7 protein-coding genes are annotated in these 13,972 nt (G+C 43.9%); 6 read left to right on the top strand and 1 reads right to left on the bottom strand.

What is annotated here, in order from left to right; all coding sequences use genetic code 11:
* Positions 1 to 52 precede the first annotated feature (52 nt).
* Positions 53 to 2,326, top strand: a complete 2,274-nt coding sequence (locus DW657_RS10780) for a GH92 family glycosyl hydrolase (RefSeq protein WP_118312503.1) — start codon at positions 53 to 55, stop codon at positions 2,324 to 2,326.
* A 526-nt stretch (positions 2,327 to 2,852) separates the two neighbouring features.
* On the opposite strand, the gene dinB is transcribed toward DW657_RS10780, so the two are convergent.
* Positions 2,853 to 3,974, bottom strand: a complete 1,122-nt coding sequence (gene dinB, locus DW657_RS10775; protein WP_118312502.1) for a DNA polymerase IV — start codon at positions 3,972 to 3,974, stop codon at positions 2,853 to 2,855.
* Between the two features lie 595 nt (positions 3,975 to 4,569).
* Here dinB and DW657_RS10770 point away from each other — a divergent pair.
* From DW657_RS10770 to DW657_RS10750, 5 genes are all read left to right on the top strand, one after another.
* A complete protein-coding gene (locus DW657_RS10770; protein ID WP_233546890.1) occupies positions 4,570 to 6,834 on the top strand; it encodes a TonB-dependent receptor in 2,265 nt (754 codons plus the stop codon).
* 296 nt (positions 6,835 to 7,130) lie between these two features.
* Complete coding sequence (locus tag DW657_RS10765; RefSeq protein WP_117727158.1) at positions 7,131 to 8,333, top strand: ATP-binding protein; 1,203 nt, start codon at positions 7,131 to 7,133, stop codon at positions 8,331 to 8,333.
* 176 nt (positions 8,334 to 8,509) lie between these two features.
* Complete coding sequence (locus DW657_RS10760) at positions 8,510 to 10,414, top strand: GH32 C-terminal domain-containing protein (protein WP_118312501.1); 1,905 nt, start codon at positions 8,510 to 8,512, stop codon at positions 10,412 to 10,414.
* A 125-nt stretch (positions 10,415 to 10,539) separates the two neighbouring features.
* On the top strand, positions 10,540 to 12,306 hold the full coding sequence (locus tag DW657_RS10755) for an ATP-binding protein (RefSeq protein ID WP_199658352.1): 1,767 nt from the start codon (positions 10,540 to 10,542) through the stop codon (positions 12,304 to 12,306).
* The gene (locus DW657_RS10750; RefSeq protein WP_117694576.1) at positions 12,303 to 13,817 is read left to right on the top strand and encodes a substrate-binding domain-containing protein; all 1,515 of its coding nucleotides are present in this window, start codon (positions 12,303 to 12,305) and stop codon (positions 13,815 to 13,817) included. Before DW657_RS10755 ends, DW657_RS10750 begins: the two co-directional genes overlap by 4 nt.
* The last annotated feature ends 155 nt before the right edge of the window (positions 13,818 to 13,972 follow it).

The raw sequence follows: 13,972 nt of genomic DNA, 5'->3' as shown, positions 1-13,972 counted from the left end.
GTTAAACTATAGTGTTGCGGAATTAAGGATAATAACTAATTTTCAGAAGAAAATGAAAAGGAAATCTCTTTTATTACTATTTGTATGTCTCACCTTGCTGGCACATGCTGTCAAGGTGAACGTAAAGAATGCCGTAGATTTCGTCAATCCACTCGTGGGTTCAGATTCCAATCCCGAGTTTTCTACAGGAAATACTTATCCAGCCATAGCAATGCCTTGGGGTATGAACTTCTGGGTTCCTCAGACCGGAAAGATGGGGGATGGATGGCAATACACCTATTCAGCTAAGAAAATCAGAGGATTGAAGCAAACGCATCAGCCAAGTCCTTGGATCAATGATTACGGTCAGTTCTCTCTCTTGCCTACCGTGGGTAAACCGGTCTTTGATGAGGCGAAGCGAGCCAGCTGGTTCTCTCACAAGGCAGAGAAGACTACACCTTATTATTATAGTGTCTATCTGGCAGACTATGATGTAACGGCAGAGTTGTGCCCTACGGAGCGCGCTGCCTTGATGGCTTTCACCTTCCCGAAGACTGATCAGGCAAATGTGGTGATTGATGCCTTCGACAAGGGAAGTTGCATCCAGGTGATTCCTGCTGAACGGAAAGTAATCGGTTTCTCTACCCGCAACAGTGGGGGAGTACCTGATAATTTCCGCAATTACTTTGTCATCGAGTTCGATCACGACTTTGATGCATTTGTCAGTGTGAAGGATGGTCAACTGATTTCAGCTAACGAACAGAAGGGAAACCACGTGGGTGCTATCATCACTTTCAAAACCAGTCAGCGTGGCGAAAAGATTCAGGCACGTGTAGCTTCTTCGTTTATCAGCAGCGCCCAGGCCATGCAGAATCTCAAGGAACTGGGACAGGCGGATATGGATCAGCTCAAACAGCAGGGCCGTCAGCGCTGGAACGAAGTTCTGGGAAAGATAGAGGTAGAGGATGAGAGTATCGATCATCTCCGTACTTTCTATAGCTGTCTCTATCGTTCGGTACTCTTCCCTCGTGCTTTCTACGAGAAGGATGCTGCTGGCGAAATCGTGCATTACAGTCCTTACAATGGTACGGTTCAGAAGGGCTATATGTTCACGGATACTGGTTTCTGGGATACTTTCCGCTGTCTCTTCCCTCTTCTCAACCTGATGTATCCATCTGAAAACGTGAAGATTCAGGAAGGTCTTGCCAATACTTATAAGGAGAGTGGTTTCCTGCCAGAGTGGGCGAGTCCGGGTCATCGTGGTTGTATGGTAGGTAATAATTCAGCCTCTGTGGTAGCCGATGCCTATCTTTCCGGTTTGCGCGGCTATGATATAGAGACTCTTTGGCAGGCTGTGGTTCATGGTACCCAGACTGTTCATCCTCAGGTAAACTCTACCGGACGTTTGGGATATGAGTATTACAATAAGTTGGGTTATGTGCCATACGATGTGAAGATTAATGAGAGTGTAGCCCGTACTTTGGAATATGCTTACGATGACTGGTGTATCTATCAGTTGGGTAAGGCTTTGGGTAAGTCGGCTAGGGAGCTGAAGCCTTTTGCCAAGCGTGCGATGAATTATCAGAAGATGTTTGATAAGGAAACAAAACTGATGCGTGGCAGATTGAAGAATGGCAAGTTTATGTCTCCTTTCAATCCTCTGAAGTGGGGTGATGCCTTTACAGAGGGTAATGCCTGGCATTATACCTGGTCGGTGTTCCATGATCCTCAGGGATTGATCCAACTGATGGGTGGTAAGGATGCTTTCAATCAGATGCTCGACTCTGTCTTTATCCTGCCTCCTGTCTTCGATAATAGTTACTATGGATATACGATTCATGAAATCCGTGAGATGCAGGTGATGGATATGGGTAATTATGCACACGGCAACCAGCCTATCCAGCATGCCATCTATCTCTATGGCTATAGCGGTCAGACTTGGAAGACTCAGTATTGGATTCGCCAGGTGATGGACAAGCTCTATACACCAGCCCCTGATGGTTATTGTGGTGATGAGGATAATGGTCAGACTTCAGCCTGGTATGTCTTCTCGGCGATGGGATTCTATCCTGTTTGTCCAGGAAGTGGCCAGTATGTGTTGGGAACTCCTTATTTCAAGTCGATGAAACTTCATTTGGAGAACGGCAAGGACGTAGATATCCAGTCGGAAGGCAAGGGATGCTATGTGGATGAAATGTTGCTGAATGACAAATCTTACCAGCATAACTATCTTGATATGCGTTCTTTGATGCAGGGAACACAGATTACTTATCGCCTTTCTGAGCAACCAAACTTGCAGCGAGGTACACAAGAAGATGATGCTCCTTACTCATTTTCAAGGAAATAACTGATAGCGATTCAAAAAATCGTTCGGGAAAGGTGCAAAAATCGTTCATTTTCGATGAAAAGAGTGCAAAGTACCTTTTTTTTCTAGTTTTTGAACGATAATTATCCATGACTTTCGCTAAATCTTCATACTTTTGTACCAGAAATTTGAAGTTAATAAATTGTTTCAAGTATTTGAGGTAGTAATATTTGCAAGTTTTTAAGTTTAGGTTTTAATGGTTTAAAAGTTTAAGGTTTAGTAAGTTCATTGGTTTAGTAAGTATATAGGTTTTAGTTATTTAGGTTTATAGGATTGTTTTTCAGAGGTAATTAGTTTCTTTTAGGTAAAAGATTGTTTTGGGAAAATGTTAGTTAGTTGTTTAAGATAGGTTTATGTTAGTTTTGGGAAAATGAATAGTTAGTTTTTGGGAAAAAACAGTAAAAATGAAAAAGCAGCTGCAGGAATATGCCTGTCAGCTGCTTTTCACTTTCTATTCGGGGCTTATCTCCTTTTCTTCTTTCATTTCATCTCCTTCTCATCTCCTTTCTCATTCTTTCCATTCCTCAAACTCGAGTTCCAACTCCCGGTACTCAGGTTTCAGGGTACTGTTCTCCTTGTCTTCCTTCCGGGCTTCTTCTGAGGTGGCATTGCTTACGGATAGGCCCAACAGACGGATGGGACGGCTCGAAGAGTAATTTACCAGTTGAAGCAGTCGCTTGGCAAGGGGAAGGATATCGTCCTTTTTCGTCAGAATCTTCTCCTGAGAGATGCTGCGGGTAATCTGGGTGAAATCCGAGAACTTCACCTTTAGGGTTAAGGTCCTTCCTTCAAAACCGCTTTTGGCGATTCTCTCCAGCAGTTCAAGAACCGTATGGTAGAGTTCGATAATCACTGCCGACTTGGCATAGATATCCTCCAGGAAAGTCTGTTCGCATCCCACAGATTTGCGTTCCCGATAGGTGATGACGGGGCGTTTGTCTATTCCTCTAGCGAAATGATAGAAGATGTGTCCGGCTTTACCGAATACCTCTACGAGATGTTCTTCGGATACTTTCCGTAGGTCGGCACCATTGTAGATACCCATGAAATGCATCTTTTGCAGTGTTTTCTTGCCCACGCCCCAGAAATCCTCTACAGGCAGCTGGGCGATGAAATCGAGTGCCTTGTCGGGATGAATGGTGCAGATACCGTCTGGCTTCCGGTAATCGGATGCCACCTTGGCGAGAAACTTGCAGTAGCTGATACCTGCCGAGGCTGTGAGACCTGTTGCCTCCTTGATACGGACCTTGATTTCCTTGGCGATATCCACCGCCATATCTATCCCTTTCTTGTTGTGAGTGACATCCAGAAAGGCTTCATCAATGGAGATGGGTTCGATGAGGTCGGTATATTCCTGGAATATCTGATGTATCTGATGGGATATTTTAGCGTAATAATCATGCCGGCAGGGCACGATGATGAGATTAGGGCAGCGCTGCTTGGCTTGAGCGATGGATTGCGCCGAGTGAACGCCATACTTCCTTGCCTCATAGCTGGCTGTAGAAACCACACCACGAGGTCCGTCGAAGCCAACCGCTACCGGTTTGCCCCGAAGTTCCGGATTGTCTCTTTGCTCTACCGCAGCAAAGAAGGCATCCATGTCGATATGTATGATCTTTCGCTCAGTCATTCCTGCCTTATTTTTTCCAAAAGTACAAAAAAGATGCGTTTCCACAAAATCTAAGCTGTTTTTTATTGTTCGTTAACGTTTTTGGGTATTAGCCTACATGGTCCATCGAAACAGGCTGCGTTGAGCATCGCAAGTACTTGCGTTAGCCAACGAAGCTATCTGCGTCTGCTTCCGGAGTCGTCTCCGATAGCTTCCGGAGTCGTCTCCGATAGCTTACGGAACCACTTGAGTAAGCTGAACCAAACACTTGACCTCACAGATTCAAGCACTTGACCTCATTAACTCAAGCACTTGAACTTATTAACTCAAGTACATCATGACACGCTCTTAATAGTCTGTAGTGATCTATATGACTCCCTTTGGCTGAAATAGAAAAGAGTTAGTTAAGAAGTAGAAAGTAGCAGAAAAGTGTGAAATTCCGTTCATGTAATAGCAATTATGTTACAATGAACGGAATTTTTTATTCGATGAAATGATTTTTTAAGCCGCTGTTCAGACCTTTATGTACTTTTGCACCAGAAATCAAAACATTAACGCTAACAAATTAAACATTTAAAGTATGAACAACTTATTAAATGGAAAGAGCGCAGCTATGATGCTTGCACTTTCATTGGTAAATGTTACAGCAGCTTTTGCACAGGATGATAATTCAAGTGCTAAGGAAGAGGGTAATCGTAATGTGATGCTCAATGCAGCCAGTGCGAATGGTCCTCGTGAGATTCAGATAGGCTTGCCTTCTGCCGATGTCAACGTTTTGGAGAATGGTCTGCCTGTTACTTACGCTACCAATCCTCATTCTGTCAATACTATCTGGCGTGGTGATGCAAGTTTGAGCCATCAGGGTTTGCTCAAGATTGCCGAGACTGCCATCACTACCGGTAATATCGGTTATGCCGTGAACTCTTTCACCCAGAAGGGACAGAAAGGATTCAATGGTACGCTGAACTATAAGAGCAATCATTTCGGATTGCAGGAATTCTCTTTGAATATGAATGGTGATTTGGGTAAGGACTGGTACTACAGCTTTAATATGTATCAGGATTTCGATCCGGGAACCTTCAAGATTAAGTCTACTCCTTATCAGGACCGTACTCAGATTTATAAGGCGCTCCTCACCAAAAAGTATAACGGCAATCGTGGTGAGTTCACTGCCATGTATAAGTATGCCAATAGCCATAACGTGTATAGCTATGCTACCCAGAGTGCTCCATTTATCTATGTAGGCGATGGAAGCGTGAAGGAGTATGGAGATTTCAAGCTCGGAACTACTTCTTATCTTCCTGTAGATAATGATATGACCTATCGTGATATGCGTACTGGTGAGTTGAAGCAGACTTCTCTCTATGATGCCTGCCTGAACAAGACAAGCGAGGTAACCCTGATGAACAACTACCGTTTTGACAACGGTTTGAACTGGAAGGCTACCTTGAAGTACGATCACTCACGTGGTGCGATGGTTTACCAGTCACCAATGTCTATCATCGATTTGAAGAACGAGGCTAACAAGGGCGTATATAATTATATGTATCGCGACATCAACGGACAGACCAAGGCTTACGATGGTCAGTATGTTCAGACCCGTATGTCCTGTCTCAATGCCGGTAAGATTGATGAGGCTCTTTTCACCACCGAGCTCAGCAAGAAATTCAGTACTTCCACCTTCCGTCTTGGCGTGAATGAGTGGTTCTATCATATTGATTATTGCTCAAATACAACCATGTATGACCAGAGTGTTCCTGCTGATGGAAGTTATGCGTTGCGTGTCTGGGATGCTAACCAGCGCAACAGCTATTTCTACGATTTCAACAAGAACGCCTCTGAGTATTACAAGGGAAGCGAAAACAAACTGGCTCTCTACTTCACCCACGATTGGGACGTGACCAATAAGTTGAACCTCTACTATGGTGCACGTTTGGAGTGGCAGAAGCTGAAGGGTGAAAATGCAGCAGTGAAGAATGCAAACGGTGATTTCGTAGGTCGTTTTGCCGATTATTGTCTCGGTGCTACGGCAGCAGATGGAACCAAGATTGCACCAGCAGACTTGAGTTACAACTGGTTGAACTACGATTTCTCTGTGGCAGCAACCTATAAGTTGACCGATAACTTCGGCTTCACTGGCGATTTCACTTACATTGTACAGCATCCTAAGTTCGAGGCTTTTGCTCCAGCTACATTGCCAAATACAGGTAAGATTTCTGTGCCACTCGGTCGTGCAGGTATCTACTACAACAATTCTTGGCTGAGTTTGACATCGTTGTTCTCTTACATCTCAAAGACCAACAACAACTCAACTCTGAACCTGCAGCATGGCAGGGAGATCAAGGCTGCGCCAATGACTTACGATATCCAGACATGGGGTTGGACAACCGATGCTGTGGCTCATCCTTTCAAGGGATTCGATTTCCACTTCCTCTTCACTTATCAGAAGCCAACTTACAAGAAGTATGAAACTAGCATCACCTTCAGCGATGGCTATGTTGGCAACATCAATGCCACAGGTAATATCGTAGCCGAGATTCCTCAGATTCTCATCGAGTTAGATCCTAGCTACATGATTACCAAGGACATTAAGCTCTGGACCAGTTTCCGTTACTTCAGCAAGACCTACGCCAACATCAACGAGGCATATTACTTCAACGGTCACTGGGAGACTTTCGGAGGCTTGAACTGGCAGGCAACCAAGCGCTTGGCTCTCGGCTGCACCGTAGTCAACTTCCTCAACCAGACTGGTGCCAAGGGTAGTATCGCAGGTGCCGAGCTGATTACCAAGGATGAGGCCAAGGGAATCAAGAACCAGATAATGACGGGTAGCTATCTCCGTCCATTCACGGTAGAATTCACAGCTTCGCTGAAGTTCTAATTAGTTCAAACATAATAAGATAAGGCAGTACTATATTGTATAGTGCTGCCTTTTTCTTGTTTGGATTTTGAACTTTGGAGAAAACGCTGTTTTTCCATAATAAAATAGGTGAAAAGAGTGTTTTTATCAGTCATGATTAATAAAATAGAGGAGTTTTAGTGTTTGTCTTCCTAAAAACGTCCGTAAAAGAAAAGTTTTAGGAATCAATTCCTAAAACTTTCTAAATAATCGCACTTTTAGTATGTAGATTCCTAAAAAATATGTATATTTGCAGCGTGACATGTAAAAATACAAAAATGAAGAGAATAGAACGACATAACTATCTGCAAAAGCTGATAGCTTTCAAGGATAAAAAGCTTATCAAGGTGATAACAGGCATCCGCCGTTGTGGTAAATCGACCATTATGGAGATTTATCGTGACTGGCTGATAGCTCATGGAGTAACGCAAGAGCAAATCATCTATCTCAATTTTGAGGACTATGACTATTTTGAATTGCGAGACCCAAGAAAACTGTATTCTTATGTCAAACCTTTGATCCAGCAAGATAAGATGACTTACATCTTTTTTGATGAGATACAGCATGTCACGGATTTTCCGGATATCATCAATAGTCTTAATTTGAAGCCAACAGTTGATTTGTATGTGACGGGTTCGAATGCCTACATGCTTTCTAGCGAGATAGCTACACTCTTGTCTGGTAGGTATGTAGAGATTGCGATGCTTCCGTTGTCTTTCAAGGAGTATGCGGAAGGTATCGGTGGTACGGACCATCTTTCACAGACATATATAGAATATGTGAGCAAGAGCAGTTTCCCATATACATTGGAGTTGGATACGGCGAATGAGATTAGCGATTACTTGAATGCTGTTTACAATACGATAGTGGTAAAGGACATCATGAGTCGAAATAAACTTTCTGATGTGATGATGTTGGAGAGCGTGATACGTTTCACGGCAGATAATATCGGCAATATTCTCTCGACGAAACGTATTGCAGACTTGATGTCGGCTGATGGGCGAAAGATTGACCAAAAGACTGTGGAGAAATACCTGTCAACCCTTTGCGAGTCTTTCTTCTTGTATGAAGTGAAGCGATATAACATCAAGGGTAAGCAACTCCTCAAAACTTTGGGAAAATACTATCTGGTGGATATTGGTTTGCGACGTATGTTGCTTGGCTCTCGCTCTTTTGATGCAGGGCGCATTTTGGAAAATATCGTTTTTCTGGAACTCTTGCGTCGGCAGAAGAAAGTGTATATAGGCAAGATGGATAATTTGGAGGTTGATTTTGTTGCTATCGACGAGAATGACTTAACCTATTATCAGGTAGCTGCAACGGTAAGGGATGAGAAGACCTTGAAGCGCGAACTCGCTTCGCTTCAGCAAATCAAGGACCAATATCCCAAGTATATCTTGACGCTCGATGAAGACCCGACGGCAGATTATGATGGTATCAAGCGAATCAATGCGTTGAAATGGCTGATGGGGGAAGTATAGTCTTGTTGCCTCCAAGGAGATGTGAGGAAAAGAATCGTTCATGCACTGCAAAAGATGTTGCATGAACGATTTTTTGTATCGGATGAAACGAGATTTATATGATAATTCCTGCTTTATCCTTACCTTTGCAGCAGAATTTTAAACAATAACGCTAACAATTTAAAAAAGAAAAAGTCATGAAATCCAATTCAATGATTACAAAGGCTGCCTGCCTCATGTTGATGGCATCAGCTACCACTTCTGCTTTTGCACAGAAGATGAACATCGAACACAAGGGTGATACTACTATCATCAAGGTGGAGAATCCTACCAAGTATCTTCTTCTCCCTATCCAGGAAGAGAAGGATGAGGCTCAGGTTTTGCTCGATACAGGTTCTAAGGATGATACCTGGATGGACGTTCGCCTGGCTCAGAATGGTTCTGATTACTATGTGCCTTTTGCTTTGGGCAAGGGTAAGACTGCTACAGTCAAGATTCTTGGTCTGAAGAAGGATGCTTTGGCACTCAACTTGCTCAAGCTCAGCGATACATTCGACACCACCAATACCGATTACTATCGCCCATCTTATCACTTCACTCCGCTCTATGGTTGGATGAACGACCCTAACGGAATGGTGTATAAGGATGGTGAGTATCATCTCTATTTCCAGTATAACCCATACGGAAGTAAGTGGGGCAATATGCACTGGGGACATGCCGTAAGCAAGGACCTCGTTCATTGGGAACACCTCGATCCAGCCATCGCCCGCGACCCTGTAGGTCATATCTTCTCTGGTAGTTCGGTTGTGGATAAGAAGAATACGGCAGGTTTCGGCAAGAATGCCATCATCGCCATCTATACCAACAACAGTAGTGTAAACCATGATGAGGTGCAGTGCATCGCTTATAGCAATGACAATGGTCGTACCTTTACCAAGTACGAGGGCAACCCAGTGTTGACTCCATTCGATGGCTTGAAGGACTTCCGTGACCCTAAGGTGTTCTGGTATGAGAAGGGAAAATGCTGGTATATGATTGTTTCTGCTGATAAGGAGACCCGCTTCTACAAGTCAAAGAATCTCAAGAAATGGACTTACGTGAGTGCCTTTGGTAAGGGTTTGGGTCAGCAGCCATGCCAGTATGAGTGCCCAGACTTCTTCCAGTTGCCTGTAAATGGTGATAAGAAGAAGATGAAGTGGGTGATGACCATGAATATCAATCCAGGTTGCTGGTTTGGTGGCAGTGCAACCGAGTATTTCGTAGGCGATTTCGATGGCAAGAAGTTTACTTGTCCTGATGCCCACGATGTGAAGTGGCTCGATTGGGGTAAGGATCACTATGCTACCGTTACCTTCTCAAACACAGGCGACCGAGTATTGGGTATCACCTGGATGAGCAACTGGCAGTATGCCAACCTTACTCCGTTCAAGCAGAATCGTGGTGCCAATGGTTTGCCTCGAGAGTTGAAGCTTTACGAGAAGAATGGCAAGTATTATATTTCAGAAGATGTAGCTCCAGAAGTGTATGCTTTGAGAAAGGATACCAAGAATTTGGCTGATGCTTCTGTTGCCGATGCCAAGGAGTTTGCTGGTGTTGCTGCCAATATGAATGGCGCTTTCGAGATTGAGGCAGATGTAACTCCAGATGCCAACGGTATAGCCGGTATTGAGATTTCAAACAACAAGCGTGAGCGCACCCTGATTTACTTCGATATGAAGCAGGGCAAGGTAGTGATGGATAGAACCGAGAGTGGTCTGAGTGATTTCGGCAAGCAGGCGGTTCCTCACGATATCGAGTTGGCTTGGGACAAGCAGCTGGCAGCAGAAGGCAAGCAGCCTGCCCGCATTGCCAACTCCATCAACTACAAAAACGATTTCGCTCTGGCTACCTGGGCTCCATTGAGTCTTTGCGAGGATGGCAAGAAGACCTATCATGTTGATATTTTCGTAGATAAGTCATCTGTAGAGCTCTTCGTAGATGGTGGCCGTATCGCCATGACCAACCTCGTGTTCCCTGTAGCTCCTTACGAGAATGTGAAGCTCTATACCCAGGGTGGCAAGGCTGAGTTCAAGAACCTGAAGGTTCATAAACTTGGTTTGTAATCACGTAAAATCGTGTGTTTCGGATAAAATATAATAAAAGTCGCAGTTTGTAAACGCAAACTGTGGCTTTTTCGTTTTTTTATGCTATCTTTGCACACAGATAGTGTTTTTAAAGATAGATCATGATGGAACAGCAAGTAAAACTAGTACCTTATGGGGTGGCAGATTTTGCTACGGTAATAGAGCAGAATCTATATTATGTGGATAAGACGATGTTTATCCCAGAGCTAGAGAAGCAGCCTCGCAATCTCTTCTTCATCCGTCCCCGTCGTTTTGGTAAGAGTATATTCTTGAGTATGCTCTATTCTTACTATGACTGTACGCAGAGCCATAAGTTCCAGAGTCTTTTTGGAAATCTGTGGATAGGCCAGCATCCTACTCCTTTGCAGGGAAAGTATCAGGTGCTGTTCCTCGATTTCTCCCAGATTACGGGTAATATCGACAAGCTTGAGACGAAGTTTAATTCTTATCTCAGCATCAACCTCGATGCTTTTGTCCGTCAATACTCAGAATATTATCAGGCAGAGATGGAAGAAATCCTGGCGCAGGAAGATTTCGAGGAAAAGATGGAACTGATATTCAAGGCTGCCAAGGCGCACCAGTATCATCTGTATCTCATCATCGATGAGTATGACAACTTCACGAATGTCATACTCAACGAACGTGGTGAGAATGTGTATCATGCGATTACCCATGCCGACGGCTTTTATCGTGATGTCTTCAAAAAGTTCAAGGGTAATTTTGAGCGTATCTTCATGATGGGTGTGAGCCCTGTAACCCTGGATGATGTGACGAGTGGATTCAATATAGGTTGGAACATTTCTATCAAGCCGGAGTTTGATGAGATGCTGGGCTTCTCTACCACTGATGTGGTGGAGATGTTTACCTATTATAAAGAACATGGTAGTATTCCTGCCGATAGTGATATTGATGCCATCGTCAATGATATGAAGCCATGGTATGATAACTATTGCTTTGCTAAACAGACATTGAAGAAGAAAACTCGTATGTTTAATTGTGATATGGTTCTTTATTACCTTCGCAATTATATGGATGCCGGATGTCCGCCTGAAGAGATGATTGACCCGAATACCCGTACCGATTACGGCAAGATGAAGAAACTGTTGCAGTTTGACAAGCTGGATGGAGAGCGTAAGGGCATCATCCGCAAGATAGCAGAAGAGGAGCAGATTGTTACCCAGCTTTATGAGTCGTTTTCTGCGTATCAGATTCCAAAGGCAGAGATATTCCCAAGTCTTCTGTTCTATTATGGCATGTTGACCATCAAGGGAACTCGTGGCTCCAAGCTCATTCTGGGCATTCCGAACAATAATGTCCGCAAGCAGTATTATGGTTATCTGGAAGAGGAGTATCAGGCAAAGGCTTATGTGGATGTCAACCAGCTCACCGATTACTATTATGACATGGCATACGATGGTAAGTGGGAAGAAGGATTGCGCTTCATGGCGGATGCCTATGCCAAGGTTTCATCGGTGCGTGATGGCATTGAGGCTGAGCGAAACCTGCAGGGATTCTTCATGGCTTATCTGAATCTGAATGATTATTATATCACGGCTCCAGAGTTGGAGTTGAATCATGGCTATTGTGATTTCTTCCTTTTGCCAGACCTTACCCATTATGCCAGTCAGCATAGCTACATTCTGGAATTGAAGGTTCTTTCTAAGAAAGATTTCTCTGCGATAGTTGAAGGTGAGCTTACGGAAGATGGCAAGCCTATGATCAAGGCGGAGAAACAGTGGCGTGAGGCTGTTGATCAGATTCATCGATATGCTGAGGCTCCAAGGGTTGAGGCTTTGCGCCAAGGCACAAAACTCCATCTCATCATCATGCAGTTTGAGGGGTGGGAACTTAAACGGATGGAAGAAGTATGAAATTAATGAAAAGACTCTATATTATATTAATAGTATTACTTAGTAGTATGCTTCTTCTTCTGGATTCATGCACCCAGAAGAAGATGGTGATTGGTGTGTCGCAATGCTGCAGCGGAGTTTGGCGCGAGAAGGTGAATAATGAGATTCGACTGGCGCAGTATCAATATAAGAATGTGGATTTGCTGTTTACTACTGCAGAGAATGACGGGCAACGCCAGGCTCGCCAGATAGACAGTATGATAGCCAGGAAGGTAGATCTTATCGTTGTTGCTCCTGATAACGTGAATGATGTAACACCTGCCATCGAGCGAGCTTATCGTGCGCATATCCCGGTTATTCTCTTCGACAGAAAGGTAAAGACAACCCATTATACTGCTTCCATCGGTGGCGATAATGTAGAAGCGGGTAGGGAAGTAGCACGCTTTCTTGCCAGTAAACTGGATGGAAAAGGTACCGTTGTTGAGATTACGGGCTTGAAGGATGCTTCCCCTGTCATTGAGCGCCATCGTGGTTTCCACGAGGTGATGAAGAATTATCCGGGAATCAAGGTGGTTACCCTAGAAAGCAACTGGAAGATGGAGCGTGCCCAGGAGTTATTGAAGCAATATCTGGATAAGGGCGGACATGCGGATGGCGTGTTCGGACATAGCGACTTGGGTGCCATAGGAGCCTTTCTGGAAGCAGAGAGACGAGGCATTGATAAGCAGATACTGATAGTAGGCATTGATGGATTGCCTGGAGAATGGGAAGGAGTGGATAGAGTGAAGAGAGGACAGTTTGCAGCTTCTTATGTCTATCCTACCCAGGGCGAAAAGATTATGGGATTGGCGATGAATATCCTTCAGGGTAAACCCTATAAGAAGAATAATGTGATGAAATCATTTCTTGCTACCCAGGAAAACTGCGATGCCATCGCCCTACAATATCAGGATTTGGAAGCCAAGATGAAGAATCTGGATCAGATTTCTGACAGTCTTGATTCTTATTCAGAGGTTTCCCGTATTCAGAAATGGATGATTATTGTTGCCATCGTCATCGTATTGGTTCTGCTCTTTGTCATCTACTATATATATAAGGTATATAGAAAGAAGCTGCAGAAACAGAAAGCCGTGGCTCGTGGATTCATCGAGAACAAAGAGGGCTGGGCTGCTGAACTGAATCATCTGGATGAGAGTGATCGTTACTTCATGGATCGTTTCAAGAAGAAAATCCTTGAGAATATGGGCAATGCTGATATGAAGATGGATGATTTGGGAGCCCAGATGCAGTTGAGCAAGGTGCAGCTCTATCGCAAGGTGAAGGCTATGACAGGAAAAACGCCTGCCGAGCTCCTGAAAGAGATGCGCCTGCAGAGAGCCTATACCCTCTTGCAGCAAACAGACAAGACAATCTCTGAAGTTTCGGCAGAAGTAGGCTTTGCGTTACCGGGCTATTTCTCTTCCTGTTTCAAGAAGCAGTTTGGAGTTCTTCCTACCGATTTTAGAAATGAACAGGCATCTAAAAAGAAATAGTTTTCTAACTCCTTTAAAATAAGTATTTTAAAATCGTGGCGTAAGATTCGAAAATCGTTTCATGTAACATAATTACTGTTGCAGGAACGATTTTTTTTATTTATGTTACCATTCTTTGCCTAATTTTGCGGCAGAAATTAAAATAAAACAATTTT

Origin of the sequence: Prevotella sp. AM23-5 (assembly GCF_003473645.1) — a bacterium.
Lineage (GTDB): Bacteria > Bacteroidota > Bacteroidia > Bacteroidales > Bacteroidaceae > Prevotella > Prevotella copri_A.
Note: the sequence above shows the minus strand (reverse complement) of the source record. Positions and strands in the feature narration are given on the sequence as shown.

Bases quoted from the DNA above. Each gene is read 5' to 3' on its own strand.
- DW657_RS10750 (WP_117694576.1), top strand. From the start codon at position 12,303: ATGAAATTAATGAAAAGACTCTATATTATATTAATAGTATTACTTAGT.
- DW657_RS10760 (WP_118312501.1), top strand. From the start codon at position 8,510: ATGAAATCCAATTCAATGATTACAAAGGCTGCCTGCCTCATGTTGATG.
- DW657_RS10780 (WP_118312503.1), top strand. From the start codon at position 53: ATGAAAAGGAAATCTCTTTTATTACTATTTGTATGTCTCACCTTGCTG.
- DW657_RS10770 (WP_233546890.1), top strand. From the start codon at position 4,570: ATGCTTGCACTTTCATTGGTAAATGTTACAGCAGCTTTTGCACAGGAT.
- DW657_RS10765 (WP_117727158.1), top strand. From the start codon at position 7,131: ATGAAGAGAATAGAACGACATAACTATCTGCAAAAGCTGATAGCTTTC.
- dinB (WP_118312502.1), bottom strand. From the start codon at position 3,974: ATGACTGAGCGAAAGATCATACATATCGACATGGATGCCTTCTTTGCT.
- DW657_RS10755 (WP_199658352.1), top strand. From the start codon at position 10,540: ATGGAACAGCAAGTAAAACTAGTACCTTATGGGGTGGCAGATTTTGCT.